The sequence below is a fragment of the Pseudobacteroides sp. genome (assembly GCF_036567765.1).
In the GTDB taxonomy this organism is placed as follows: domain Bacteria; phylum Bacillota; class Clostridia; order Acetivibrionales; family DSM-2933; genus Pseudobacteroides.
Window position 1 is genome coordinate 17,550 of the sequence record NZ_DATCTU010000102.1, and the last position, 25,692, is coordinate 43,241.

Below are 25,692 nucleotides of genomic sequence, written 5' to 3' on the forward strand. Positions count from 1 at the left end.
GTTTTGCTTAGAATATTCTTTATATTGAAGGGAATGTTGCAAATAAAGTATAATTTTATCAAGTTTTAGTGTATAATAAAAAAAGCTAAAGTCAAATTTTGAAATTTAAAATTATTAAAAGCTTGAATATTGGAGTTTAGTATGAAGTCGGAAATGAGAAAGGCCAAAACAAAAAAGCATAAAGAGTATTTATCAATCATGCTTATACCTCATTCCCAGGATAGAGTGAGGGTTATAAAGATTTCGTCCTTCTATCTGAAAGTTTCTTTGCTAGTTGCTGTACTAATAATTTTTATTTCAGGTCTTATCGTAATAAACATCAATTTATCCAATCACAAAAAATCACTGGAATCCAACATCGAAAATCTTTCTAAGCTTAATATAGATCAGAAAAACATGATTAGCGAGAAAGCAAATGCTATTAAAAGTCTAGAGGAACGAGAAAAAATAATTAATTACAAAATAAACCAATTTACCGAAAGATACAAGGATATGGCAGAAAAATACTTATCTGATGAACCGGGCAGCAAAACCAACAGGTCGGGGGACAGAACTGAAAGGACCTTTGTTGATGACATAAGAGTATTAAAGGACAATTTAGATGAATTAATAAACGAGAATAGTAATCAAACAAAGGATATAACCGGGTTGGCCGAAATAGAGGATAAGCTTAAAAAGTATACTGCAACCATCCCAACGCTATGGCCAGCAAAAGGCAGGCTCAGTTCCCGATTTGGAGAGCGGGAGGATCCTTTCAATTACTCCGAGCGTTTCCATGCCGGCATTGATATTGCTGCTGACTGGGGCTCCGATATCCTGGCAGCTGCAGAAGGCACTGTAATAACTGCAGGCACTATGCCTGGTTACGGCAAAGCGGTAGTTGTTTCACATGGTCACGGTTTAACCACACTATACGGGCATATTTCTGCAGCAGTAGCCAAAGAAGGCCAGAAAATAAAAAAGGGGCAGTTAGTTGCCAGAGTTGGAAGCACAGGAAGAAGCACAGGACCCCATTTGCATTTTGAAGTAAGAATCAACGGCACACCTGTTGACCCATTAAAATACCTTGATTAATAAAACCACCATATTTTCCTAGGCACTAACAAGATCACAGAGTGATTTTGCAATAATAATCCATGTTTTAAAGGAGGCCCAAAATGTTTGGTAAAAAGGAGTTTGACGGAATTGACAAGTTTGATACCCTAATAGGTGCAAGCTCGGTTTTTGAAGGAAACATTAAGTCCGACGGTACAATAAGGATTGATGGAAAAGTTATTGGGGATCTTGCTGTAAATGGCGATATATACATAGGCTCAGAAGCCAGCGTGAAAGGAAACATAAACGCCAACAACATACATAATGCAGGAACAGTTGACGGGAACATCGAAGCCAACGGTATCTTAAGACTCTTATCTACATCCAAAATCAACGGCGACATAACTGTTCAAAGCTTTATAGCTGATGAAGGGGGAGTTTTTAACGGTAAATGTACAATGAAAGATGCAAAGACTAATAGCAAATAGTAATCCCCCACATATGGAGGTAACAAGGTATGGATAAAAGCCTTTTTAATCCAACGCTTAAGACAAATGGAGTTAGTGAGACAAAGTCGTATGATATAAGCAAGCTGTTTTATGTAGCTTTTTTCGGCGGAGTTATACCTATAACAGTCTTAGGCTCAAGAAATGCACGATGGCTTGGTGTTAAAAGTCAAAAAATAAACCTGTTCTATATCATAGGCATCTTTATACTTGTTTCAAAGGCTATATTTGCTGCTTTAATTTTATCCAAGACGATTCATATAAGTTCCAGGGATATGAGACTAGGGATCCGCATAGCCGACGTCGTGTTTTATTTATTTATGTATTTTACCATGAAACCAAAGTTCTATCAGCACATATTAAATGGAGGTATAGTCACTCCTCTTCTTAAAGATGCCCTTAAATGGATAGCTATAGGTGTTGCAATCGAAATAATGCTATTGATCGGAGGTGTATTTGTTGCCTATGCCCTTCAACAATGAATTTTTATTAAGCCTGGAAGAGGCATACCATCTACTTGAAATAAACAGGATAGATTCAGCAATAGGTAAAATAAACAGCCTTCTTGCATCGGCTCCAAATAATGGCGAGCTATTGTTTTTAAAAGCTGTATGTCTCCACCAAAAGAACTCAAATGATGAGGCCCTGTACTTGTGTAAAGATGCATTAGGGCATGGATTTGAAAAAAGCCGCTGCCATCATCTCTTGGCAAAAATCCTGTATGATAAGAATGATTATATAAACTCGGAGGAGCATTATCTTGAATCACTTGCGGCAAATCCTCACAACCCGGATGTACTTGCCGATTACGGTGAATTGATGTTTAAAACGGGTCATCAGGATAAAGCATTTAAACTTGTAAATGAAGCCTTAAGATTAGACCCGTATAACGGTGCTGCCCTTACATTTTATATCAAGTATAACCTGTCCACAAATAATAAAACAGCCCATGCAGATGCACTGCAGCGTTATATGTCATCCTCAGATAATGACCTTGCAAAATTGGCAAAATTGGGCATATCCCAATTAATCTCAGGCAACTCCAAGGATGCCCGTGAAGCAATCAGGCAGGCTTACTTAATGGATCCTACAAATAAGGATCTTCTGGAATTGCTTCAGGAATTGATTGTGGATTCCAATCCTTACTTCAAGCCTATTCAAATGGTAGAAAAGATAGGTGGTCCCAAGGTCCTTTGGCTGGCATTCATCATAATACTCTTCACATTAAGGTTCCTCAAACTTGACACAGCCCTTATAATTGTTGCAATAATTTATTTATGCTATGCAATATATACATGGACCACCATACCTGTAAGAAAACTCCTTGAGAAGAAAATACAAAAGAGTTAATAGGCCTTATATACCGGATAGTCATTTACTGTTTTACCGAAATTAGCGACCAGAATCATGACATCTGCCATGTTAATACACTGGTCCTGGTTAAAATCACAAATGCTGCTATATTCAGCATTGCCTTTTATACTATTAAAACCTTCAACCATACTTATTACATCTGCCATATTTATCCGATTATCTCCATTTATATCTCCCGCCCACATATCAATAGGATTTTGGGCAGTACCTATAAGCAGATCTACTGTACGGCTTAAATAACCGGGCTTTGATATGGTAAAACGTGATAGACCGTTTGATGTATTAGGAACACGTATAACACCATTATCATCAATTCCATTGTTATATAATCCATCACGCCCTGAAATACGGAAGCCTTTTAGCACATCTTTATTAGTAAACGAAAAGCTGGGGTTTATAGTTGCCACACAAATTCCCGGTAAAAGGGTTGGTGATGGTATAGGCTGTGTTGGCGTTGGTATAGGGAGTGTTGGGGTTGGCTCAATATGAGTACCATCATCCAGCGACACAGAAATAAGTTGTATATCAAGCGGAACAGATCCTGCCAGAACACCTCCTAGATGAAAGGCAAACTCGGCATCGTTACAAGTTCTATAGGCAGTAAACTGTTGTTCCACAGTAAGTGCTTGATTTGCCCTAATGGTAAATGGATTCCAATTATTATTCCATACCTCACCATAAGGCTCACCACGATCACCAACCTTAGCATAAATTTTAGTATCTTTCGTTGAATTTATTGAAAATTTAACTCTATACCTGTATCCCTCTTTAATTGAAAATCCTTTATGAGAGATTCGAACGTCCCATTGATTTACTCCCTTCTCATTCATATGTATTACATATTTACCGTCTTCAACAGATGAGTTCGCGTAGCTGTCATCACTTTCAATCAGATTCCAGGGAAGGCTTATCCCACTATTAAAGTTTGTGGTTTCAAGCAGTTCACGAGCATTACCGGGCACACTTGCTCCTACTAAAACGGATAAAGCCACCCCTATCAATGATATCTTCTTAATCATACGAATCCCTCCATTTTTTCTCCCTTGAGTTATTTATTGCGGCGTCAACAATGATTTACACCGCATACTTTAATTATATAAAACATACTTAGATTTGGCAAGAATAACCTTCAAAAATACACAGTAATTTCTTAAACATAAACAAAATCATGAAATGATTTTGTCAACTTTGATGGTTGTGGTGAGAAATTATGGTGTAGCATACATCATAATTTCTTAGACATTAAAAAAGACACTCCCTTAGGAAATGTCTTTTATGTTCTATTGAGTTATACTTACAATGCTACTCCACATTGTATTTAATTATCTGTAGGGCCATATACCTTTTGAGTATAGTCTCGATCTGTATGTAAATATCCTCAAGAAATAAGGAATATAGATCTTGATCTTCAACCAGATATTTACTTTCTAATGCCTTATCTATAATACTGCATAATTTCTTTAAGATATCCTTGTCCTCCATCACCTTATAGTTCCTGTCCTTTGCTAATACCAGCTTCAGAAGGGATGGAATCCTGATATTTACATTTTCTCCTTCCCTTTCAAGGCCAAGGAGCATATCAATATCAATGTCCAACTCTTTGATTATTCTAAGTATGGTTTCCAGTTTTGGATTAACTTTATGGCCATTTTCCAGCTGGGACAGATAACCTGGCGATATTCCCACCAGTTTTGCAAAATCAGTGAGCCCGTAACTTTTTTCTTCCCTTTTTAACCTGATTATCTCTCCAACTTTTATTTCCATAAACTTAAGCCCTCCCACACCCATAATAATGTCGAAGTATACAGCTGCTTCTATAGATACCGAACTGTAAAGTTATATATCAGTTCGCTTGGAATAGCCCTTATTCGGCGATTCCGCTCACTGTATATAACTAGTTTTACAGTTCGGTATCTATATGTTAATAAAGCTTGATTCTATTTATCGATTTTAAGTTTTGCAAATTTCCTCTTTCCAACCTGGATTACATCACCATCTTTTATTTCTATATCTGCGTTTGCCTGATCGAATTTTACTTCATTTATCTTAAGGGAGCCCTGTGTAATGAGCCTTCTCGCTTCACTGTTTGAAGGAGCAAGTCCTGTTATGGTAAGAAGCTTTGGTGCCCATATCTTCCCGTCTGTAAGCTCTGAAGAATTTACCGTAACTTCTTCGATATCCTCAGGCACTGCACCTTTTTGGAATACAGATTTGAAATGCTCTTCAGCTTTTAGAGAAGCTTCCTTTCCATGGTACAGCTCTACTACTTCTCTGGCAAGCTTCATCTTAAGATCTCTTGGATTAACAGCATTGTCCTTCATCTGCTGCTTCATAGACTCTATCTCATCCGGGTGAACATCTGTAACAAGTTCATAGTATCTTATAATAAGCTCGTCGGGTATTGACATTGTTTTGCCGTATATGTCATTAGGCTCTTCATTAATACCTATATAGTTTCCAAGGCTTTTACTCATTTTCTTGATGCCATCTGTACCTTCAAGTATTGGCATAAACAAGCCTATTTGAACGTCAGTCTTGCCATATTCCTTCTGAAGCGTTCTGCCCATAAGAATGTTAAACTTCTGGTCTGTTCCCCCAAGCTCAACATCTGCTCCAAGCTCAACAGAATCATAGCCCTGCATCAAAGGATAGAAAAACTCATGAATTGATATCGGAAGATTGGTGGTAAACCTTTTTTTGAAGTCTTCCCTCTCCAACATCCTCGCAACAGTATATTTGGCAGCAAGCTTTATGACATCCGCAAAGTTTAATGGTGCAAGCCATTCGCTGTTAAATCTTACAATAGTTTTCTCCCTATCCAATATCTTGAATATCTGAGTTTTATATGTCTCTGCATTTTTAAGAACTTCTTCCCTTGTAAGCTGCTTTCTGGTTTCAGACTTGCCTGTAGGGTCCCCGATCATTCCGGTATAGTCACCGATTATTATTATTACCTGATGTCCAAGATCCTGAAATGCTTTCAGTTTCCTTAATACAACGGTGTGACCTAAATGTATATCCGGTGCTGTGGGGTCAAGACCAAGCTTTATTTTAAGAGGTTTATTTTCCTTTTGTGATTTTTTTAGTTTTTCCAAAAGCTCGTTTTCACTGATTAATTCGAAAACACCTTTTTTTATAATCCTTAACTGCTCGTTAACATCCATAGTTTATTAAGTCCTCCCGAAATCATATGTATTTATTAAAATCAAAGATAGATTTTTATTTCTTTATATTTCTCTATATTTTATCACTTAAACCATGCAAATTCCAGTATTTTTCCTAGTGAATGAATAAAATATCCTCAAATTAAAACCTTCTGGTGTCCAGCATCAACTGGTCGCGAACCCTTTTAAGCCCTTCCTTAATAGCTCTGGCTCTTATCTCCCCTATTCCTTCAACAGTATCAAGCTCATCGGGAGTAGCCTTTAATATTCCATGGAGATTCACAAACTTTTCCAAAAGATTCTTCACGACAGTCATGGGTACCCTTGGAATCATGCTCATAATCCTGAATCCTTTAGGCGTTACGTTCATAACAATTGTGCTCTCTCTTTGACTATACCCAAGTGCACTGCATATGTTTGTGAGATCTAAAAGCTGATCATCGTCAAAATTCTTTATCATTGTGAGGATATCCTCGGATGTCTTTAAATCATTCCGGACCATGTAATCTTCAATAACCATCCGAACGTCTTCCTCTACATTTACAAGGAGCTCTTCCAACTGCATCCTTATAAGACGGCCTTCATTTCCCAGCTCGCAAATATACCTGTCCACCTCAGCCACTATCCTCATTACCATTTCGGTTCTCTGAATAACATAGGCTACATCATCAAGGGTAACATTGTCTTCAAACTCCAGTACACTCAGGTTCCCTAATGCAGTTATAAGTACTGAGTTATATTTCTCCAGCGTCTGAAGGGCCTGATTGGCCCTTACAAGAAGCATGGACGTATCCTTAAGTATATACTTGCAATCTCCCTTGTATAGAGTGATTATATTTCTTCTTTGGGATATGCACAGAACAATTTCTCCCGACTGTTTTGCCGCTCTTTCGGCACTCTTATGCCTTGTGCCCGTCTCTTCCGTCTGTATTGAAGGGTTAGGTATAAGAAGAGCATTGGCATACAGGATTTTCCTCAAATCCTTGCTGATAATTATAGCACCATCCATTTTAGCCAGCTCATAAAGCTGGGCAGGCGAATACTCCTTATTTATAAAGAATCCCCCATCTACAAGGCTCATAACCTCGCTGGAGTCGCCAATAACAATAAGTGCCCCCGTCCGAGCCTTCAAAATATTTTCCAGGCCTTCCCTCAGCGGAGTCCCAGGTGCCATTATCTTTAAAATTTCCAAAAGCTCATAATCCTTTAATCTGTCTTCTCTCATAATCCTATCCTCCAGCACCTAATAGATACCGAAATATCGAAATTTAAATAATTTATAATTTTATTATCCGGTTCTCATTGCATCAAACCAACAAATCCAAAGCCTCTTTTACATTTTCAACTGCTTTTATTTCTATACCGCTTATATCTTTAATCTGCTTAATTATTTTTTTATTTCCGGAAGGTATAATGCATGTTTTAAAACCTATCCTTTTAGCTTCCATTACCCTCTTATCAATATGGCTTACAGCCCTTACCTCTCCTGTAAGGCCTACTTCTCCGATCAGCACACAATCAGGATCAACTATCTGATTTCTGAAGCTTGATGCTATTGCAATAATCAACCCTAAATCACAGGCAGGTTCATCAATCTTTATACCACCAACTACGTTTACATAAGCATCAAAATTGCCTAGTTGCATCCCTACCCTTTTCTCTAAAACCGCCATTAACAAAGTTATTCTGTTGTAGTCAATGCCGGTAGCCATTCTCCTTGGCATACCAAAGTTTGTCGGACTTACCAGAGCTTGTACCTCAATAAGCATGGGACGAGTCCCCTCCACGCTTGCTACAACAACTGATCCCGGTACATTTACAGGTCTCCCTGACAACATAATGGCTGATGGATTATCTATTTCAGCAAGTCCTGTATCCCTCATTTCAAATATTCCTATCTCATTTGTAGATCCAAACCTGTTCTTAACCGACCTAAGCACCCTGTAACTCATATGCCTGTCCCCCTCAAAATACAGGACAGTATCAACCATGTGCTCTAAGACCCTGGGGCCTGCTATTGCACCCTCTTTAGTAACATGCCCGACAATTATAATGGATATACCATTGTCCTTAGCAATCCTCATAAGTTTTCCGGTTACTTCACGAACTTGACTTACGCTTCCAGGTGCTGAGGTTATGTCCTCGCTGAACATTGTTTGTATGGAGTCTATTATAACAAGCCCAGGCTTTTCTTTTAATATGACAGCCTCAATTGTATTAAAGCTTGTCTCCGATACCATTAGGAGCTTGCTGTTCTTTACCGAAAGCCTGTCTGCTCTTATTTTAATTTGCCCTATGGACTCCTCACCGGAAAAATATAATATATTGGAATTTAAAACCATGCTGTTGCATATCTGAAGAATTAATGTAGACTTACCAATCCCCGGGTCTCCTCCGACCAATATAAGGGATCCCTTAACAAGCCCGCCTCCTAAAACCCTGTCAATTTCCTTAAATCCTGTACAGTATCGTTCTTCTGCATGGGAACTGACATCATTTATACTTACGGGTTTAATGTTCTTAATATCTATATTGTTATTTTTTGATCCACTCTTTGAAACTTCTTCAACAAATGTGTTCCATTGACTGCAGGCAGGGCATTTACCCAGCCAGCCGGAAGACTCATAGCCGCATTCTTGACAAATGTATAATGATTTGTTTTTTGCCATCTAAAACTCCTTCACTTAAAAATTCCTTTGTAATGACTAATATAAAAGTAAAATTTTAGTCATTCCTCTGTATAATTATCGGCAATCAGGCAAAAGAATATATAGGTTAATTTATTATACCACAAATTTTTATATAATTTTATTAAATATTTTCTATTATTAAGTACAAAATAATAGGGTTATATGAAATGAAATTAAATATTTATACTGGAGGAAATGAATGTTGTCCATATTTAACAGCTTTGTATATCTATCAACCCAGATTATCCAAATTCTGATTTTTATGGCAGGCTGCTACTACTTCGGTATATCAGTTTTCGGCTGGATAAAAAGAAAAGAAGATTCTTATAAAGACTATGGACCATCAAAAAAGTTTGCATTGGTTATAGCCGCTCACAACGAAGAACTGGTTATTGCACATATCATAGACAGCCTTAAGAAACAGAATTATCCAAAGGAGCTTTATGATATATTTGTAGTCGCAGATAATTGCACCGACAATACGGCAAAAATAGCATCAGAGCATGGTGCAATTGTCTATAACCGCTCAAATAACGAATTAAAGGGAAAGGGCTTTGCCCTTGAGTGGATGTTTGAGAAGATATTTGATATGGAAAAAAATTATGATGCCATAAGCATTTTTGATGCTGACAATCTTGTTTCATCAAATTATTTAATGGAAATGAACAAGCAGCTGTGCAAGGGTCATAAGGTAGTTCAGGGTTACATAGACAGCAAAAACCCTTTTGATTCATGGATTACTTGCTCCTATTCAATAGCATTTTGGCTTTCCAACAGAATATTCCAGCTGCCCAGGTATTATTTGGGCTTAAGCTGCGGACTTTGCGGCACCGGCTTTTGTGTTGAAACAAAGGTTTTAAAACAGATAGGCTGGGGAGCAACATGCCTCACAGAAGATCTGGAGTTTACCATGAAGCTTGCATTAAACGGAATGAAGGTAGCATGGGCACATAATGCAATTGTTTATGACGAAAAACCTCTTACACTAAGGCAATCCTGGAATCAACGAAAGAGATGGATGCAGGGACACGCAGACTGTGCATCAAGATTTTTAGGTGCCTTGTTTAAAAAAGCCTTCAAGGAGCAAAACTTAGTGGCTTTTGATTGTGCCTTGTACCTTTTCCAGCCCATCAGATTCATATTTATCGGGCTCATTACCATTATGATGTGGATTCAACTTATTTACCCGACATCGCCGTTTTTTAGCCTTAAATACGTCTTTCCCGTAGAAGTGTGGAATGTTTTTGTAGTACTCCAATTTTTTTACGGACCCCTTGTGGTCATTTCAGAAAAGAAGTTTAACAACAAAACAATACTTGGCTTTCTCCTCTATCCTTTTTATTGCCTCACATGGGTACCAATTACCATAGAAGGATTTTTAAGCAAAAATAATAAGGAGTGGGACCACACTACCCACACCCGTGAAATAACCATCAGCGATCTGGAGGAAGCCTAAGCTTCTCCCTCCTCCAGATGTTGAAAGCCGATGGTTCAGTAAAGCATTAGACTGCCTGCCTGTTACTGCCATCCAGATTTACTCTATAGTATTTATTGCCGTCATTAGAATTTCTGTAATAAATATAGTTTCCTAAAATCTCTATATCATTTCCATCATCAACTGAGTCACTGCAAACTTTGGACCTTTCAGATCCATCAAGTTTTACTCTGTAAATGCTTTTAGAGTCACTTTTATTAACATAGTATATCCATCCGTTTAATACATGCTCATAATGGGTATACCAAAAGTCCACATTTCTTCCGTTGCTGGACAGAATATATCCTGTTGGCTCATCCCTAACAATTTCTATACTGTTACCGCCATTTAGGTCTGCCTTTTTAAGCCTCGCTCCGTAATCAAAATTGAAGACCTTATAGAAAATCTCATTGCCCTCGACAAGTACCCACGAAACTACATCATCATGGTTTAGCTGTGACTGATTTTCCCCCTCAGGACCTACCTTGTTGATTTTATAGTCAGCAATAAAATAAATGCTGTTGTCACTGCCTTTATCTATTTCTACAACCTTTGTATTTCCAAGCTTGGTTTTGGATGTTCCATCGGTTTTTACCCTGTACAGTGTGTTTTTGTCACTGTTGTTAATATAGTATATATAATCTCCCATCAACACAATCTCATAAACTTTATCCTGTACAATTTTCATCTCACTGCTGCCATCAAAGTTTATGCTTGTTATGCCACTCTCAGGACTGATGTAGTAATACTTGTCATTTGTTATTATAAGGTTTTTTCTTTCTTTAGCTATCAAATTAAAAAGTTCACTATCCTCAACGCATGGGGTATATGCACTTCTATCCCACCTGTGATCTGTTCCCATTTGTTTATCGGATATATTAAAATACTGGTGGCTCAATATCTCCGTATCATCATTCGATACCGGATCATCAGCTGTAACATCCACCTGATAGTAATTATTGTTTATCTTGACTATATTCCATGCATGTTTCCACTTTTCGCCATTAGATCTTGTTATCCTAGACGGTGATAATGTGCCGTTAAGAGAGTCAAAATCTCCGACAATCATACTGCATTCAATCCCTACTGCATTCATTAAAATTTGAAAACTCCTGGCATAACCGTCGCAAACAGCAATTCCGTTAATCAATGCTCCATAAGCAGTATGAGTCTCATCCGGCAGCGTGTCGTTAATTAAATTTTGCTTGTCATATTTAACTCGGGTAACCAGGTAGTCATGGAGTATCAATTCCTTTTCATATTCAGTCATTTCGGGTTTTATTAGCGATCCTATTATTTCCCGAACCTTTGCCCCCATTTGCTCATACTTCTGGAAGAGTGCATCATCCACTATATCTCCTTTTGATGCAAGGAGATATAGCTTTCTTATGGATTTATGCTCCTTAAGTACGCTTATATCCAAAATAGGGTTGCTCCAAAGATTTAGCATTTCAAGATTTGTAAGACTTTTAATGGGCGAGATATCACTGATTTGATTTTGGGCCAGGTCAAGTCCGTGTAAATCAGCCAGATCGCTTAATGATGAGATATCAGAAACCTGATTTACTTGTAGTGCCAGCATTTTTAAATTTGATAATCCCTTTAAGCCGCTGATATCCGATATACAGTTATCTGAGAGATAGAGATAATTAAGGTTTTTGAGTGCTGAAAGCTTATTTATATCCCTAATCTTATTGCTTTCGAGATCAAGTTCCCTTATGGAGGTAAAATACTCTATTCCTTCCAGGCTAACTATGCCCTTCTCTGCAGCATCCAATTCAACTATATTTTTTACATCGCTGGTCAGAATGTCTCCAACCGGCTTTTTTATTTGGGTTCTTACAACCGCTTCCAAGTTTGTATCAGTAAAACGGATTGCCTTAGGCATAACAATTTCTACAACCCGGTCTTGACTTTTCCACTCCACATCAGTACCGAGGCTCTCCGCTACAAACCTTGCCGGTACAAGAGTTCTACCTTTGACTATCAAAGCCGGCACATCAATAGGCGTGACTCTGCCGTTTATGAAGGCATTTTTTTTATTAATTGTCAATTCTATTGTTGTGTCATTTTTTATGCCTGTAACAGTTTTAGTTCCGGCATCCCATTTCACATCGGCCCCTAAAGACTCGAATATGGCTCTTAGAGGCACAAGAGTCCTTCCTGAAATAATAGCAGGCGGCACATCAAGGTCAAGCTCTCTGCCGTCCACAAAAACCTTTATGATTTTTGTAGCGTTATCCGCTAAAGCATATGTATTGATTATAAAAAACGAGCAAACCATTGAAACAATTATTGAAATCAGCGACAATCCAATCTTGATGCTTTTAGAGTTCCTAGACATGTAACTCTCTCCTTAATTAAAGAAATGTAATGCAAATTTAAAGTGCTGTATTATACAGTTTATCATCTTTTGAAGGTTCCTTCAATATAAGTGTCAAGTACACCATAATTTCTCACAACACAAAAAGGAAGCCCCTTCAAATCATTGGAGCTTCCTCAATCTATGCTGCTTTTATTAAATTACAGGACTTTTTTCTGTTACTTTATTGGTGAATGTGAGATTTTCTCCATCGGAATCAACAAGCACATTATCTCCTGATTTAATCCTTCCTTCTAGGATTTCCTCAGCCAACCTGTCTTCAACCTGACTTTGAATTGCCCTTCTTAAAGGCCTCGCACCATATACCATGTCATAACCTTTGTTTGCTAGAATATCGAGTGCCTTATCCGATACATCAAGCTTAATGTCGTTTGCCTTGAGTCTCTTAGCCAGTCCGTCTATCATAAGCTTAACTATTTCTTTTATATGCAACTCTTCCAATGGATGGAATACAATTATCTCATCAACCCTGTTAAGGAATTCCGGTTTAAATGTATTCTTCAGTTCACCCATAACGTTATTCTTCATTGTTTGATAGTTTTTGGACTTTTCTTCATTGGGTGATGCAAATCCAAGTCTTTTAGGCTCTGTAATCATTCTTGCTCCGACGTTTGATGTCATTATAATAACTGTATTCCTGAAATCTACAGTTCTGCCTTGTGAATCTGTCAAACGTCCATCCTCAAGTATCTGGAGCAAAATGTTGAACACATCGGGATGTGCCTTTTCAACTTCATCAAACAACACTACTGAGTATGGCTTTCTTCTTACCTTCTCTGTGAGCTGACCGCCTTCATCATAACCCACATACCCCGGCGGTGATCCTACAAGTCTGGATACGCTGTGCTTTTCCATGTATTCAGACATATCTATCCTGATCATTGCATTTTCTTCTCCAAATAGAGCTTCCGCTAAAGCCTTGCACAACTCTGTCTTACCAACCCCCGTAGGGCCGAGGAAAATAAATGATCCCACAGGTCTCTTAGGATCCTTAAGACCTACTCTACCTCTTCTTATTGCCTTTGATACTGCCTTAACTGCCTCTTCCTGACCGATAACCCTAAGGTGAAGGACATCCTCCATCTTCATAAGTCTTTCAGTCTCTTCCTCTGCCAGCTTCTTAACCGGTATACCGGTCCAGCTTGCAACCACTTCCGCTATATGGTCCTCAGTAACTGTGTCGGTCTTTACCTGGCTCTTTTGGTACCAATCATTTTTAGCTTTCTCCAGCTCGCTCTTTAACCTTTGCTCTTCGTCCCTGATCCTTGCCGCCTTTTCAAACTCCTGGGACCTTATAGAATCTTCCTTTTCTTTTCTGAGTTTTTCAAACTGCTCTTCCAGCTTTTTAAGGTCAGGCGGTGCCGTAAAGGATTTAAGCCTTACCTTTGAGCCTGCTTCATCAATCAAGTCAATAGCCTTATCGGGAAGGAATCTGTCCGTAATATATCTGTCGGAAAACTTAACTGCCGCCTCAATGGCTTCATCTGTTATTTTTACCCTGTGATGAGCCTCATACTTATCCCTTACACCTTTTAATATTCCTATTGCCTCTTCTACCGAAGGCTCTCCAACAGTAATAGGCTGGAATCTTCTTTCAAGTGCAGCATCCTTTTCAACATGTTTCCTGTATTCATCAAGAGTAGTAGCACCTATAACCTGAATCTCTCCCCTTGCAAGGGATGGCTTTAAAATATTGGAGGCATCGATAGCTCCTTCAGCCGCACCTGCACCTATAATTGTGTGCATTTCATCTATGAATAAAATAACGTTCCCGGCTTTTCTTATTTCATCAAGGGCCTTTTTAAGACGTTCCTCAAATTCGCCCCTGTACTTTGCACCTGCTACCATTGAAGATAAATCCAAGGTCACCACTCTTTTGTCCTTAAGGATTTCAGGAATATTTCCTTCAACTATCTTTTGTGCCAGACCCTCGGCAATAGCAGTTTTTCCAACTCCTGGTTCACCTATTAGGCAAGGATTGTTTTTTGTTCTTCTGCTAAGGATCTGGATAACCCTTTCAATTTCATTATCACGGCCAATAACAGGGTCAAATTTATCTTCTCTTGCCATTTCTGTCAAATCCCTGCCAAACTGGTTAAGTGTAGGAGTGTTTGAATTTGCACTATGATTCTTAGGCTCTCCTGCAGAACCTGGTGCCTCTTCAGTAAGCATTTTACTGATCTCGTTTATCAGCTTCTGCGGATCAACCCCCAAATCGATAAGTATCCTTACCGCTACACTCTCCCCTTCTTTCATAATTCCAAGTATCAAATGCTCAGTACCTATATAGTTTTGACCCATTCTTCTTGCTTCCTTAAAGCTTAGCTCCAGAACTCTTTTCGTCCTTGGTGTAAATCCTAAAGGCTGCTCCCCTGTCTGTTCACCTTTTCCTATGAGCTCTTCAATTTCCTTTAAAACTTTTTCTTCGGTTACGCCCTGGCTTTGCAGTACCCTTGAAGCAATTCCGGTACCTTCCCTGACCAAACCGAGTAAAAGGTGTTCTGTTCCTACGTAATTATGTCCAAGCTGCATAGCACTTTCCTGTGAATGGGTTATAGCTTTTTCTGCTTTCTCTGTAAATCTACCGTACATTCAAATCACTCCTTTGTCTTGTTTAATTTTTTGCGGATAATTTCAGCTCTTCCAACATCTCTTTCCATCTGGCCCGATGAATTGGGCAATAATACCTGCAAACTCCCTGGCTGTATAACTCCCATGAGCTCATTTATTGTCTTAGTGTCTACGTCCTTAATAATTCCCATATCTATTCCAAGTCTAACATCGGATAAAAGCTTATGGCTTTCTTCGGATGTCAACACCCTAGCATTCTTTAGGATACCAAGGGACCTAAAAATTTTGTCCTCAAACATAAATGTATTCTGCTTATAAAGGTCATCCCTCAATGCTCTTTCCTGATTAATTATCTGCTTTGTTATATTTTTAATGTTATAAACTATTTCTTCTTCCGACTGGCCTAATGTAACCTGGTTTGAAACCTGGAACATATTTCCCAAAGCCTCTGTGTTCTCTCCGTACAATCCCCTGACTGTAACGCCAATCTTGCCGCAGGCTTCCAATATGCCTTTCAAGTAGCCTGACATTGTTATTGCCGGAAGATGCAGCATCACAGACGCTCTTATCCCTGTACCTATATTGGTCGGACAGCTTGTAAGGTACCCAATCTTTTCATCATATGCATACTCAACCTTTTCACTTATTATATCATCGGTTTTGTTGCATAAATTCAGAGCCTCATCAAGCTGCATACCCGGTAACATCGTTTGTATCCTTAAATGATCCTCTTCATTTATCATAATGCTGATTTTCTCATCCTTGCTTATAATCGCAGCACTTAATTTTCTATTGTCCATCAATTCCTTGCTGATTAGATGTTTCTCCACCAAAACAAGTTTTTCTATATTGTTTAATTTCTGGAGCTCAAAATACAGAAAATCTTTTGCCAAATCGCTTTTATTATTAAACACTATTTCTTTAATCTTATTTATAATAAAGATGCTTTGATCAAAGTCCATTCTGACCGGAAAAGGGTATTCATTAATATTTCTGGCCATCCTCACTCTACTGGTCATTACAATATCAGACTCAGGTATATTTTTAGCTTCACTTCCGAACATAAACTCCCCTCCCATTTCCATATCTATTATTCAAGTATAATATATTAAAATACAAGGCAGTGAATAAGATTATCCGGTAGTATTATGTACCTCCAATTGATCAGCCGAGTATTGCCTTAATTATCCAATCACCTCAATATTATCGGCATTATATATCATAAACTAAAGTACAACTATTCCAGACCTTTAATTTTATCCCGTATCTCAGCTGCCTTCTCATATTCTTCTTTTTCTATTGCCTGCTGTAAAAGTGCCTTAAGCTTATCAATTTCTTTGGATATGCTGTGGCTCTCACCTGTCAGTTTAGGTGCCTTACCATGATGCTCAATACTTCCGTGAAGCCTTCTTAGTAAAGGCTTAATCCCATCTCCATACATTTCATAGCACTTTGCACATCCGAATTTACCGACTTTTTGAAACTCTTCATAGGTCATCCCGCATTTATCGCATGTAAGCCTTGCAGGACCCGGATTGTAATAAGATGAATTGTTACCTATTCCGAAAATCCCCTTCAAAAAATCATCTATATCTATAGTCGAACCAAAACTAAGATGCCCTTTTTCCTTTGCACACTGCTTGCATAAGTGCATTTCCACTTTTTTATTATTGACAACTTGGGTAAAGTGTACACTAGCAATTCTCTCCTGACAGTTTTCACACATCATTGTTAACACCACCTCTTATATAGTTTAAAGTCAAATAAAAAGATACTAGTCATTTCCTGGTGATCCTGTTATAAGACTCATTAACATGTTTTTCAAAATTACAGCACGCAAATAATCTCTGTCCTTAGGATTTACACTGCAAAGCGTCTTATCGCTTATTGCAGCTTTAATAATGAGCCCTTCTTTCTGGGTAACCATGTCGTAGCCTACAAAATTGTTTATGAATATCTCCGCATTTTGCTGTGATATACTATTTCCCATCGATGATATTATATGCATGAGATACGCTCCCTGATTAGTCATATTGATACGCTTAATCCGGATGTGACCTCCGCCGCCCCTTCGGCTTTCAACATAGTAACCTCTTTCAGTTGTAAATCTGGTATCAATAACATAGTTTATCTGGGACGGCACGCAATTAAAATGATTTGCCAGTTCATTTCTCTGTATCTCAATTACACCATTCATCTCGGTCATCAGCTGCTTTAAAAATTCCTCAATCAAATCACTCATTCTTGCCATCTAAACCACCTCATTGATTTTGACTTTCTTTGACTATTAATATTATAACTAATTTACTTAATATATTCAAGGCTTTTATAAACAAAATCACGATGTGATTTTGCAACCTTGACATTAAAAACTATAGTTCTCTTCCTAATATAAATTATATCCCCAAATACTAACATTTTAATCATAAATGTTTGTGCTTATCTATCATTTTTATTAAAAAAGAAAAACTGCAAAAATGCAGCTTTTCTTTTTTAACATTACTCTATTATTCCAATCCTTCAGTTTCGGATATATGCTTTTTGGCTTCTTCAATAACCTTTGCACTCACAGGAGGCGGTGCTTCTTCATAACGTTCAAACCACATCTTGAAGTATCCCCTGCCATGGGTCATGGATCTGAGATCTGTTGCATATTTGAACATTTCAGCCTGAGGCACTTCTGCCACAACCTGCTGCATGCCTTTATCCTGAGGATTCATACCTAGTATTCTGCCTCTTCGCTTGTTCAAATCACCTATTATATCTCCCATGTAGCTATCGGGCACATATACCTCAATGCGGCAAATAGGTTCTAAAAGAGTGGGACTTGCCTGCTCAAGGCCTTTTTTATATGCAATGTGTGCCGCAATTTTAAACGCCATTTCCGATGAGTCTACTGTATGGTATGATCCATCAACTAATGTGGCTTTCAGGTTAACCACAGGATATCCTGCGAGAACACCTTTTAATATACTCTCCCTCAACCCTTTTTCCACGGCCGGGAAATATTGCCTGGGTACAGCACCGCCAAATATTTTTTCTTCAAACACCAGGTCTTCCTTATCACCATGTTCAAACTCTATCCAGACATGGCCATACTGCCCGTGCCCTCCCGATTGTTTCTTATGTTTTCCCTCAACCTTGACCTTTTTCTTTATTGTTTCTCTAAATGGTATCCTTGGATTGGCAAGGTTTACAGATACATTGAATTTAGCTTTCAACTTGCTTACTATTACATCGAGATGCTGTTCCCCAACACCTGAAATAATAGTCTGGTGGGTTTCGGTATTAAGGGATACCTTAAAGGTCGGGTCCTCATCCTGAAGCTTTTGCAGTCCTGCACTTATTTTTTCTTCATCCCCCTTGGTTTTAGGCTCAACTGCCAGTGAAATGGCAGGCTCAGGGAATTCTATCATATCTAGCATTATACTGTTTCCGGCATCACACAATGTATTATTTGTATTTGTATGCTGAAGCTTTGCAACGCCACCAATTTCGCCTGCAATAAGCCTGTCAACGGGAACATGCTTTTTGCCTCTAATAACAAAAAGCTGACCAATCTTCTCAGCTTTTTCTGTTCCTGCATTAAACACTGTTGAATCTGATTTTAAAGTTCCGGAATACACCCTCAACATGGACATCTTGCCAACAAACGGGTCTGCAATGGTTTTGAACACAAGGACCGACAAGGGAGATGCAGGATCAACCTTTATTTCTACAGTGTTGTCATCGCCCTTCCTTGCGTTTACTATTTCTTTATCCACAGGAGAAGGCATGTATTCAACAATCGTATCCATAAGATACTGTACACCTGAATTGCTTATAGCTGAATTGCACAGAACCGGAGTAACCGACAAGTCTAAAATCCCTTTCTTTAGGCCTTTTAACATCTCATCATGGGTAAATTCCTCACCGGCAAAAAACTTATTCATAAGGTCCTCATCTGTCTCTGCTACTGCCTCTGCCATCATGTCTCTTATCTCCCTGATCCTGTCTGAAAGGCTCTCAGGTACAGGAATATCAACAAGCTTATCTTTTTCAAACTTCTTAGCCTTTATATCTATCATATCCAAGTAACCTGTAAATTTTCCGTTTTCCATTATGGGAATCTGTATAGGAATAATGCTCTTTCCGAAAATATCCTTCATTTGATCCACAACACCAAAGAAATCTGCATTTTCTTCATCTATTTTACTGACTACAAGCATTATGGGTATTCCCTGCTCTCTGGCATAATCCCAGGCCTTTTCCGTACCGACAGCAACACCGCCTTTTGCCGGAGCAAGAATCAGTCCACAATCGGCTACCCTTATTCCCTGTTTAACCTCCCCCACAAAATCAAAATACCCTGGAGTGTCTATAAGATTGATCTTGATGTCCTTCCATTCACAGGGTGCTATTGCAGTGCTTATTGATATTTTTCTCTTTATTTCTTCGGGGTCATAGTCGCAAACAGTAGTACCGTCTGCAATTTTTCCAAACCGGTCCAATACTCCGGTATTGTACATAATAGCTTCGGCAAGAGTAGTTTTTCCTGAGCCGCCATGACCCATGAGACAAACGTTCCTTATCTTATCACTTGTATACTCTTTCATTTTAAATACCCCCTTAGATTTTATAATCCAAAAACGCAGTGCGTCTTTTGTATCCCATACGGAGACTAAAATGTAGCCAAAACCAACCTATATATTTATATATAAGTACCGGGCTTTAAGGAATCCGTTTTTACTTTTAAAATATTTAAAAATGATTAATCTATTACATTTGTCTATCGCAAATCACGTTAAACCGTTCGTTATTTGCTCTGTCAAATGTAAGATTATTAACACTTTTAAATTTAGTAATTTTACCCTGTGGAAAATATGGATACTGCCGTGTTATTATTTAAACCTAAGTTATATATAAAACAAATAAAAAATAATATCACTTGACAATAAATATGTAAGATTCATACAAAAAATACTAGCATCTTTCAAGCTTCTTATTGTATGTTTTGATAGTATGTAAAATTTTATAGAAAATCATATATTATAATAAAAGATCCTATATAAATAATTATATAATATTATTTAACAAAGTCAATTGAGTTTCCAATTTTTATATTATTGCGTACCTAAATAATTGCTTGACAACCCCGCTTTTTATATTGTAAATTAAAACTAACAATTTAAGTGGAACAAGCTGTATTAAAGGTGATACACTTTTCATGTTAGTCATGATCAAAAAGTAACTTTCCAAATAAATTGCTATTCCTTTAAGTATTTGTGCTTAAAAAGCATAATTGGTGTTATATATAAGTAATTGTCATTTCATATTCATGTACATTGAAATTTTTATTTTCACAGTATTTAATAATTTTGAAAGGATAGATGTCTATGGTAATAGTAATGCAGCCTGGTTCTAAGGAATCTGAAATAAACGAAGTATCAAAGGTTCTTGAATCCTTAGGCCTGGGGGTACATATCTCCAAGGGAACGGAAAGAACCATTATTGGAGTAATAGGTGATAAAAGGCTATTAAACGATGTTCCGCTGGAATTGATGACCGGAGTGGAAAAACTTGTTCCCATTGCTGAATCATATAAACTGGCAGGCAAAACTTTCAGACCTGAATCCAGTATTATAGATGTAGGCGGAGTCAAAATCGGAGGCAAGAAAATTGTAATGATGGCTGGTCCCTGTGCTGTTGAGAGCCGCGAGCAGATTTTAGAAGCAGCCCGTGCTGTAAAGAAATCAGGTGCCCAAATCCTAAGGGGAGGGGCATACAAGCCCAGAACATCTCCCTACGCTTTCCAGGGGCTTGAAGAAGAAGGCCTCAAATATCTTAAGGAAGCAAAGGATGAAACAGGACTTCTGCTTATAACAGAGGTTACCAGTGAGAGAGCTGTAGAATCGGCAGCATCGTTTGTAGATATGTTCCAAATCGGTGCCAGGAACGTACAGAACTTTTATCTGTTAAAAGAGGTCGGGCGTTCAATGAAACCAGTTCTTTTCAAACGCGGTCCGTCTACTACAATTGATGAATGGCTCAATGCCGCCGAGTATATCATGAGTGAAGGAAACTACAATGTTATCCTTTGCGAAAGGGGCATACGCACATTTGAAACTGCCACAAGAAATACTCTTGATATTAGTGCTGTCCCGGTTTTAAAAAGCTTAAGCCACTTGCCCGTATTTATTGACCCGAGCCATGCGGGAGGAAAAGCCCAATACGTTGCACCGCTATCAAAGGCTGCTATAGCTGCAGGTGCCGATGGTCTTATAGTTGAAGTCCACCCAAATCCCAAATGTGCCTTGTCAGATGCTGCACAGCAGCTTACTCCTGCCGCCTTTGACGATTTGTGTAAAGATATTTCAAAAATTGCCGAAATACTAGGGAGAGAATTTAAATATGGTGGATAAGAAGGTCACAATTATAGGCCTTGGCCTTATAGGGGGATCACTTGCAAGAGCACTTAAGGAACGTGTTGGTATTACTGATATAACCGCTGTTAACAGAACCTCAGAATCAATAGATTCAGCCTTAAGGGACAAAACAATCTCACGGGGTTTTAACGAATTAAACCGGCATGTTTATGATTCCGATATTATATTTATCTGTACTCCTGTCAGGCGTGCCATAGAGTATATAGAATTATTGAAGGATAAGGTCCGGCCAGAATGCATATTAACCGATGTAGGTAGCACAAAGTCAGAAATAATATCATATATTAACAAGATGGATAATCCCCCCTTGTTCATTGGCGGGCATCCTATGGCAGGCTCTGAAAGTACCGGTTATGATGCAGGCTTTACCCATTTATTTGAAAATGCGTTTTATATTTTAACGCCAAGCAAAACAACTACAGATTATTCAATGGAACTTATGACCGATATTGTTAATAAAATCGGAGCAATACCGGTAAGAATAGGTGCCGAAGAACACGATAAAGCCACTGGCTGCATAAGCCATGTTCCACATATAATAGCTTCAACTTTGGTAAATATGGTAAGATGTATGGATTCAGAGGACGGCAAAATGAAGCTCCTTGCAGCAGGGGGATTTAAAGATATTACAAGGATTGCCTCCTCAAGTCCGGAAATGTGGGAAAATATAGTTTTAAGTAACAAGGACCAAATTGGAGGAATTTTAGACTTTTACGTCGAATTACTTAAAAAGTTTAAAGTATCAATGGAAGAAGATGATTCCCATGCTATTATGGATTTTTTCAGATCCGCAAAAGATTACAGAGACACATTTTCAAATCACAAAAGGGGCTTGATTACCCCTCAGTATGACATACTGATTGATGTTGTAGACGAACCTGGACATATTGGTGAAATTGCAACACTACTTGGTAGCAATAAAATAAATATAAAAAATATAAATGTATTAAATAACAGAGAATTCCAGCAAGGCTGCTTAAAAGTTACACTACCTGATTCAGGTAGCCTTGATGCTGCATATGAGGTCTTAATTAATAACGGCTATAAGGCTACTTGTATTTAAAAGCCGCATACGTCGTAGCAAACAGCCAACTCACTATAAGAACGGGGGAATGCAAAATGTTGATCGAGCAAAGAGATTCTCTAAGGGGAGAAATTACTGTACCAGGTGATAAATCCATTTCCCACAGAGCAATCATGTTTGGTGCACTTGCAAAGGGTACCACTGAAATTGAAGGCTTCTTGATGGGAGAGGATTGTCTAAGTACCATTGACTGCTTTAGAAAAATGCAGGTTGGAATTGAAATTCTTCCTGGCAACAAGGTAAGAGTGCACGGCAACGGCCTTTACGGCTTAAAGCCCCATCCTGCAAATTCTCCATTAAACACCGGAAAATCGGGTACTTCAATCAGGCTTTTACTTGGTATACTGGCCGGTCAGCCATACAATTCAACTGTTGTGAGGGATGACTCCGCCCAGAGAAAGCCAGTTGGAAGGGTAGTTAAGCCGCTTCGTCAAATGGGGGCTAACATAACCGGCAGGGAGGATGGAAATCTATGTCCATTATTGGTATCTCCCTCAAAGTTAAAGGGAATTAAATACGAGCTCTCCTTTGTCAATAACGAAATCAAGTCCCCTCTTTTAATAGCCGGGCTTTATGCAGAAGGTGAAACCACTATAGTCCAGGCCGTAAAGACCAGGGATCATACTGAGCTCATGCTAAATTACTTTGGTGCAGATATTAAGGTAGACGGACTAACCGCAACCAGCCGCAGAATAGAAAATCTCTACGCACAGAAAGTTGAAATTCCTGGTGATATTTCAATAGCTGCGTATTTTATTACAGCCGGTCTTCTTACTCAAAACTCCGATATAACAATCAAAAACGTTGGTTTCAATCCGACAAGAACCGGATTTATAGATGTATATAAAAAAATGGGTGCAAAAATAGAAATATTTAACGAAAGAATGGCCGGCAATGAAAAGGTTGCCGACATAAGGGTTGTTTCGTCCGACTTGAAGGCTTGTGATATTGAGGGTGATATTATTCCCCGCCTTATAGATGAAATCCCCATAATAGCAGTTGCTGCAACTAAAGCTAAGGGTACAACCACAATCAAAAACCTCAAAGGCTTTAAGATCAAAGAATCCGGCAGGGTTAAAGCTATAGTGACAGAACTTTCAAAGGTTGGTGCCAACATTCGTGAAACTGATGACGGTCTCGTTATTGAAGGCGGCAAGCCTTTACGCGGAACCATAATAGAAAGCTACAATGACGCTTCAATAGCTATGTCAATGTCTATTGCAGGCCTTTACGCAGAGGGTGAAACAATGATAAGAAAAGCACAGGTTGTTGACCTTGCTTTCCCTGACTTCTTCCCTCTTTTGAATAATTTATAGGATGTAGTGATAAATTTGTGATTTCTGTGTATAAGCATACCATTAGGTTTAGTAACTTCACAGGCATTCCTTTTCAAGGAGTGCCTGTTTCGATATGTAAAAATCAAGGACCTATACACATAACTTTCTTTGATTTATATTACTCAATTATAGTTGTTCAACGAAAATATTTATATTTTTTGCTCTATGCTTTTTCATTCATCCATTCATCATTTACCTTTAGCCACCATGTTTTTGCTCATGTTGGGCAAAACAACCAGTTGTAATGGCTAATAATTGTGCTGTATTTGCAATCGGCTGTTTGTTTTGTTTCTTAATTGTTTAATTGTATTAATCAATTAATGATTTCAAAAAAAGGAACCAATTGCCCCTTTATTTTGTAAATAATACGGAAAATATAAATTTTTCTTCGGCAATCATGCAATTCTCATACAATCCATCTTAAAAGCCGATTTCTTGCCAACTCATCCATTAATTTAAATCAATTATTTCTTGTTTCTTTATTATCACAGGTTAAAAAATCAGGGATTCCTTTTCGGGAAATCTGTTGACAGTTTTAACCCGCAAATGCAGAGAGGAAAAATTCATTCCGGCAAAACTTCTGCGTGCCGAACTTTTTGCTAAAAAGAGCACTTGTCTTGAATATATTTTTTTGCGATTGGTAATCTGGTAATCTCCTGTTTTTGGAAATCTTTTTAGAACTAAAGAACTAAAACGTAAGTATTTCAGGCATTTTCGTCAGACTGGAAATTTGTTCGAATTATCAATAAATTTTAAACATGTATAAACGTAAGAACAAAGCCGGGAACACTATAAGTACAGCCGAAGACAGTTGTTAATACCGTTGCAGAGGTTGTGTCGGAAGTTGCACAGGAAATTGAAAAGCAGGAATACACCCTTTTTCAGCAGCTCTAACGTAACAAAGAGTCACGAGGGAATCGTCCCCGTCCACTTGTTATACAAAAAAAATGCGACAAGTTAGAACCGTCCCTTGTCGCAAACCTCCATTTCTTAAAAATTCCTATTAACATCTGAAAATAAAGCATTAAAAATTTTTACTTCTCCCTCATACAAAAGTTCTGTTTCAATATTCGGGACATTTATACTAACAATACTTTTATCTAATTTTGTAAACCCAATAGAGAATAATTTATTATTTAAATTATTTATTTGTGAACTTTCCAAAAATTCTTTTTCATCATAATAATTAAATTGCAAGTCATCATTTAATAAACTTTTCCTTGTTTCAACAATATACGTATAAAAATAATCTCCTAATAAACTAATGTAAATTTCCAAGTCAATACGTCTACCATTTAACACGTTCAAAAGTTCTAAATCATCATCTAGTATTGGTTGATTTTTATGTAACAATGCAGAAAAATGTATACTAGGGTATTCAGTGTTTGTCCATTTAGTAATATAGTTTTCGAAAAACACAGATTTGATGATTTCATAGCATTTTTCACTTAATAGTCTTCGACGTTTTGAATTTTTTAAAACATCAATATATTTATTATGTTCAATTGATTTTTTGTAATAATTACTTGAATATCTGCAATTTTGTGGATAGAACGTGTAAATTAGTTCTATCAAATTATTAACTTCTTTCACTTTTCTCCTCCTAGTGCCGCTTAACAAAATAAATTTCTAGAAATTCATTTTGTTAA

The 25,692-nt window shown here is 37.9% G+C and carries 20 protein-coding genes; 8 read left to right on the plus strand and 12 right to left on the minus strand.

Features of this window, described 5'->3' with window-relative positions:
* Window positions 1-141 precede the first annotated feature (141 nt).
* The 4 genes from VIO64_RS16120 to VIO64_RS16135 all read left to right on the plus strand — a co-directional run bounded on the left by VIO64_RS16120 (window position 142) and on the right by VIO64_RS16135 (window position 2,891).
* Window positions 142-1,074 (plus strand): M23 family metallopeptidase, encoded by a 933-nt coding sequence (locus VIO64_RS16120; protein ID WP_331920080.1) that lies wholly within the window; start codon window positions 142-144, stop codon window positions 1,072-1,074.
* Between the two features lie 83 nt (window positions 1,075-1,157).
* Window positions 1,158-1,523 (plus strand): polymer-forming cytoskeletal protein, encoded by a 366-nt coding sequence (locus tag VIO64_RS16125; protein WP_331920082.1) that lies wholly within the window; start codon window positions 1,158-1,160, stop codon window positions 1,521-1,523.
* A 29-nt stretch (window positions 1,524-1,552) separates the two neighbouring features.
* Window positions 1,553-2,023 (plus strand): hypothetical protein, encoded by a 471-nt coding sequence (locus VIO64_RS16130; RefSeq protein WP_331920084.1) that lies wholly within the window; start codon window positions 1,553-1,555, stop codon window positions 2,021-2,023.
* Window positions 2,007-2,891, plus strand: coding sequence for a tetratricopeptide repeat protein (locus VIO64_RS16135; protein WP_331920086.1), 885 nt, complete (start codon window positions 2,007-2,009; stop codon window positions 2,889-2,891). Before VIO64_RS16130 ends, VIO64_RS16135 begins: the two co-directional genes overlap by 17 nt.
* Here VIO64_RS16135 and VIO64_RS16140 read toward each other — a convergent pair.
* The 5 genes from VIO64_RS16140 to radA all read right to left on the minus strand — a co-directional run bounded on the left by VIO64_RS16140 (window position 2,888) and on the right by radA (window position 8,748).
* Complete coding sequence (locus tag VIO64_RS16140) at window positions 2,888-3,934, minus strand: carbohydrate binding domain-containing protein (RefSeq protein ID WP_331920088.1); 1,047 nt, start codon at window positions 3,932-3,934, stop codon at window positions 2,888-2,890. The genes VIO64_RS16135 and VIO64_RS16140 overlap by 4 nt on opposite strands.
* Window positions 3,935-4,217: 283 nt before the next feature.
* Window positions 4,218-4,679, minus strand: coding sequence for a helix-turn-helix transcriptional regulator (locus tag VIO64_RS16145; protein WP_331920090.1), 462 nt, complete (start codon window positions 4,677-4,679; stop codon window positions 4,218-4,220).
* A 173-nt stretch (window positions 4,680-4,852) separates the two neighbouring features.
* On the minus strand, window positions 4,853-6,079 hold the full coding sequence (tyrS, locus tag VIO64_RS16150) for a tyrosine--tRNA ligase (protein ID WP_331920092.1): 1,227 nt from the start codon (window positions 6,077-6,079) through the stop codon (window positions 4,853-4,855).
* A gap of 142 nt (window positions 6,080-6,221) precedes the next feature.
* Window positions 6,222-7,304, minus strand: a complete 1,083-nt coding sequence (gene disA, locus VIO64_RS16155) for a DNA integrity scanning diadenylate cyclase DisA (protein WP_331920094.1) — start codon at window positions 7,302-7,304, stop codon at window positions 6,222-6,224.
* An 82-nt stretch (window positions 7,305-7,386) separates the two neighbouring features.
* On the minus strand, window positions 7,387-8,748 hold the full coding sequence (radA, locus tag VIO64_RS16160; protein ID WP_331920096.1) for a DNA repair protein RadA: 1,362 nt from the start codon (window positions 8,746-8,748) through the stop codon (window positions 7,387-7,389).
* Between the two features lie 220 nt (window positions 8,749-8,968).
* Here radA and VIO64_RS16165 point away from each other — a divergent pair, with 220 nt between their 5' ends.
* On the plus strand, window positions 8,969-10,225 hold the full coding sequence (locus tag VIO64_RS16165) for a glycosyltransferase family 2 protein (protein ID WP_331920098.1): 1,257 nt from the start codon (window positions 8,969-8,971) through the stop codon (window positions 10,223-10,225).
* A gap of 46 nt (window positions 10,226-10,271) precedes the next feature.
* Here VIO64_RS16165 and VIO64_RS16170 read toward each other — a convergent pair whose 3' ends face one another.
* The 6 genes from VIO64_RS16170 to fusA form a co-directional block, all read right to left on the minus strand.
* Complete coding sequence (locus VIO64_RS16170; protein WP_331920100.1) at window positions 10,272-12,587, minus strand: leucine-rich repeat protein; 2,316 nt, start codon at window positions 12,585-12,587, stop codon at window positions 10,272-10,274.
* A 174-nt stretch (window positions 12,588-12,761) separates the two neighbouring features.
* Window positions 12,762-15,218, minus strand: coding sequence for an ATP-dependent Clp protease ATP-binding subunit (locus VIO64_RS16175; protein WP_331920102.1), 2,457 nt, complete (start codon window positions 15,216-15,218; stop codon window positions 12,762-12,764).
* Between the two features lie 5 nt (window positions 15,219-15,223).
* A complete protein-coding gene (locus tag VIO64_RS16180) occupies window positions 15,224-16,261 on the minus strand; it encodes a protein arginine kinase (protein ID WP_331920104.1) in 1,038 nt (345 codons plus the stop codon).
* A 173-nt stretch (window positions 16,262-16,434) separates the two neighbouring features.
* A complete protein-coding gene (locus tag VIO64_RS16185) occupies window positions 16,435-16,926 on the minus strand; it encodes a UvrB/UvrC motif-containing protein (protein ID WP_331920106.1) in 492 nt (163 codons plus the stop codon).
* Window positions 16,927-16,971: 45 nt separating this feature from the next.
* Entirely contained in the window at window positions 16,972-17,448 is a 477-nt protein-coding gene (locus VIO64_RS16190; RefSeq protein ID WP_331920108.1) for a CtsR family transcriptional regulator, read from the minus strand.
* Window positions 17,449-17,704: 256 nt separating this feature from the next.
* The gene (gene fusA, locus VIO64_RS16195; protein ID WP_331920110.1) at window positions 17,705-19,792 is read right to left on the minus strand and encodes an elongation factor G; all 2,088 of its coding nucleotides are present in this window, start codon (window positions 19,790-19,792) and stop codon (window positions 17,705-17,707) included.
* A 780-nt stretch (window positions 19,793-20,572) separates the two neighbouring features.
* Here fusA and aroF point away from each other — a divergent pair.
* The 3 genes from aroF to aroA are packed head-to-tail and all read left to right on the plus strand — an operon-like array spanning window position 20,573 to window position 24,022.
* A complete protein-coding gene (aroF, locus tag VIO64_RS16200; RefSeq protein ID WP_331920112.1) occupies window positions 20,573-21,598 on the plus strand; it encodes a 3-deoxy-7-phosphoheptulonate synthase in 1,026 nt (341 codons plus the stop codon).
* Window positions 21,588-22,685: a prephenate dehydrogenase gene (locus VIO64_RS16205; protein WP_331920114.1), complete on the plus strand. Its 1,098-nt coding sequence runs from the start codon at window positions 21,588-21,590 to the stop codon at window positions 22,683-22,685. The genes aroF and VIO64_RS16205 overlap by 11 nt, the downstream gene beginning before the upstream one ends.
* A 56-nt stretch (window positions 22,686-22,741) precedes the next feature.
* Window positions 22,742-24,022, plus strand: a complete 1,281-nt coding sequence (aroA, locus tag VIO64_RS16210) for a 3-phosphoshikimate 1-carboxyvinyltransferase (protein WP_331920116.1) — start codon at window positions 22,742-22,744, stop codon at window positions 24,020-24,022.
* A 1,011-nt stretch (window positions 24,023-25,033) separates the two neighbouring features.
* On the opposite strand, the gene VIO64_RS16215 is transcribed toward aroA, so the two are convergent.
* Window positions 25,034-25,636: a hypothetical protein gene (locus VIO64_RS16215; protein WP_331920118.1), complete on the minus strand. Its 603-nt coding sequence runs from the start codon at window positions 25,634-25,636 to the stop codon at window positions 25,034-25,036.
* Between the last annotated feature and the right edge of the window lie 56 nt (window positions 25,637-25,692).

Excerpts from the sequence above, each read along its gene's own strand:
- VIO64_RS16180 (WP_331920104.1), bottom strand. The coding sequence starts at position 16,261 with ATGTTCGGAAGTGAAGCTAAAAATATACCTGAGTCTGATATTGTAATG.
- VIO64_RS16185 (WP_331920106.1), bottom strand. The coding sequence starts at position 16,926 with ATGATGTGTGAAAACTGTCAGGAGAGAATTGCTAGTGTACACTTTACC.
- tyrS (WP_331920092.1), bottom strand. The coding sequence starts at position 6,079 with ATGGATGTTAACGAGCAGTTAAGGATTATAAAAAAAGGTGTTTTCGAA.
- VIO64_RS16205 (WP_331920114.1), top strand. The coding sequence starts at position 21,588 with ATGGTGGATAAGAAGGTCACAATTATAGGCCTTGGCCTTATAGGGGGA.
- VIO64_RS16190 (WP_331920108.1), bottom strand. The coding sequence starts at position 17,448 with ATGGCAAGAATGAGTGATTTGATTGAGGAATTTTTAAAGCAGCTGATG.
- VIO64_RS16120 (WP_331920080.1), top strand. The coding sequence starts at position 142 with ATGAAGTCGGAAATGAGAAAGGCCAAAACAAAAAAGCATAAAGAGTAT.
- VIO64_RS16130 (WP_331920084.1), top strand. The coding sequence starts at position 1,553 with ATGGATAAAAGCCTTTTTAATCCAACGCTTAAGACAAATGGAGTTAGT.
- VIO64_RS16165 (WP_331920098.1), top strand. The coding sequence starts at position 8,969 with ATGTTGTCCATATTTAACAGCTTTGTATATCTATCAACCCAGATTATC.
- VIO64_RS16125 (WP_331920082.1), top strand. The coding sequence starts at position 1,158 with ATGTTTGGTAAAAAGGAGTTTGACGGAATTGACAAGTTTGATACCCTA.
- VIO64_RS16175 (WP_331920102.1), bottom strand. The coding sequence starts at position 15,218 with ATGTACGGTAGATTTACAGAGAAAGCAGAAAAAGCTATAACCCATTCA.
- VIO64_RS16135 (WP_331920086.1), top strand. The coding sequence starts at position 2,007 with ATGCCCTTCAACAATGAATTTTTATTAAGCCTGGAAGAGGCATACCAT.
- disA (WP_331920094.1), bottom strand. The coding sequence starts at position 7,304 with ATGAGAGAAGACAGATTAAAGGATTATGAGCTTTTGGAAATTTTAAAG.
- radA (WP_331920096.1), bottom strand. The coding sequence starts at position 8,748 with ATGGCAAAAAACAAATCATTATACATTTGTCAAGAATGCGGCTATGAG.
- VIO64_RS16145 (WP_331920090.1), bottom strand. The coding sequence starts at position 4,679 with ATGGAAATAAAAGTTGGAGAGATAATCAGGTTAAAAAGGGAAGAAAAA.
- VIO64_RS16170 (WP_331920100.1), bottom strand. The coding sequence starts at position 12,587 with ATGTCTAGGAACTCTAAAAGCATCAAGATTGGATTGTCGCTGATTTCA.
- fusA (WP_331920110.1), bottom strand. The coding sequence starts at position 19,792 with ATGAAAGAGTATACAAGTGATAAGATAAGGAACGTTTGTCTCATGGGT.
- VIO64_RS16140 (WP_331920088.1), bottom strand. The coding sequence starts at position 3,934 with ATGATTAAGAAGATATCATTGATAGGGGTGGCTTTATCCGTTTTAGTA.
- aroA (WP_331920116.1), top strand. The coding sequence starts at position 22,742 with ATGTTGATCGAGCAAAGAGATTCTCTAAGGGGAGAAATTACTGTACCA.
- aroF (WP_331920112.1), top strand. The coding sequence starts at position 20,573 with ATGGTAATAGTAATGCAGCCTGGTTCTAAGGAATCTGAAATAAACGAA.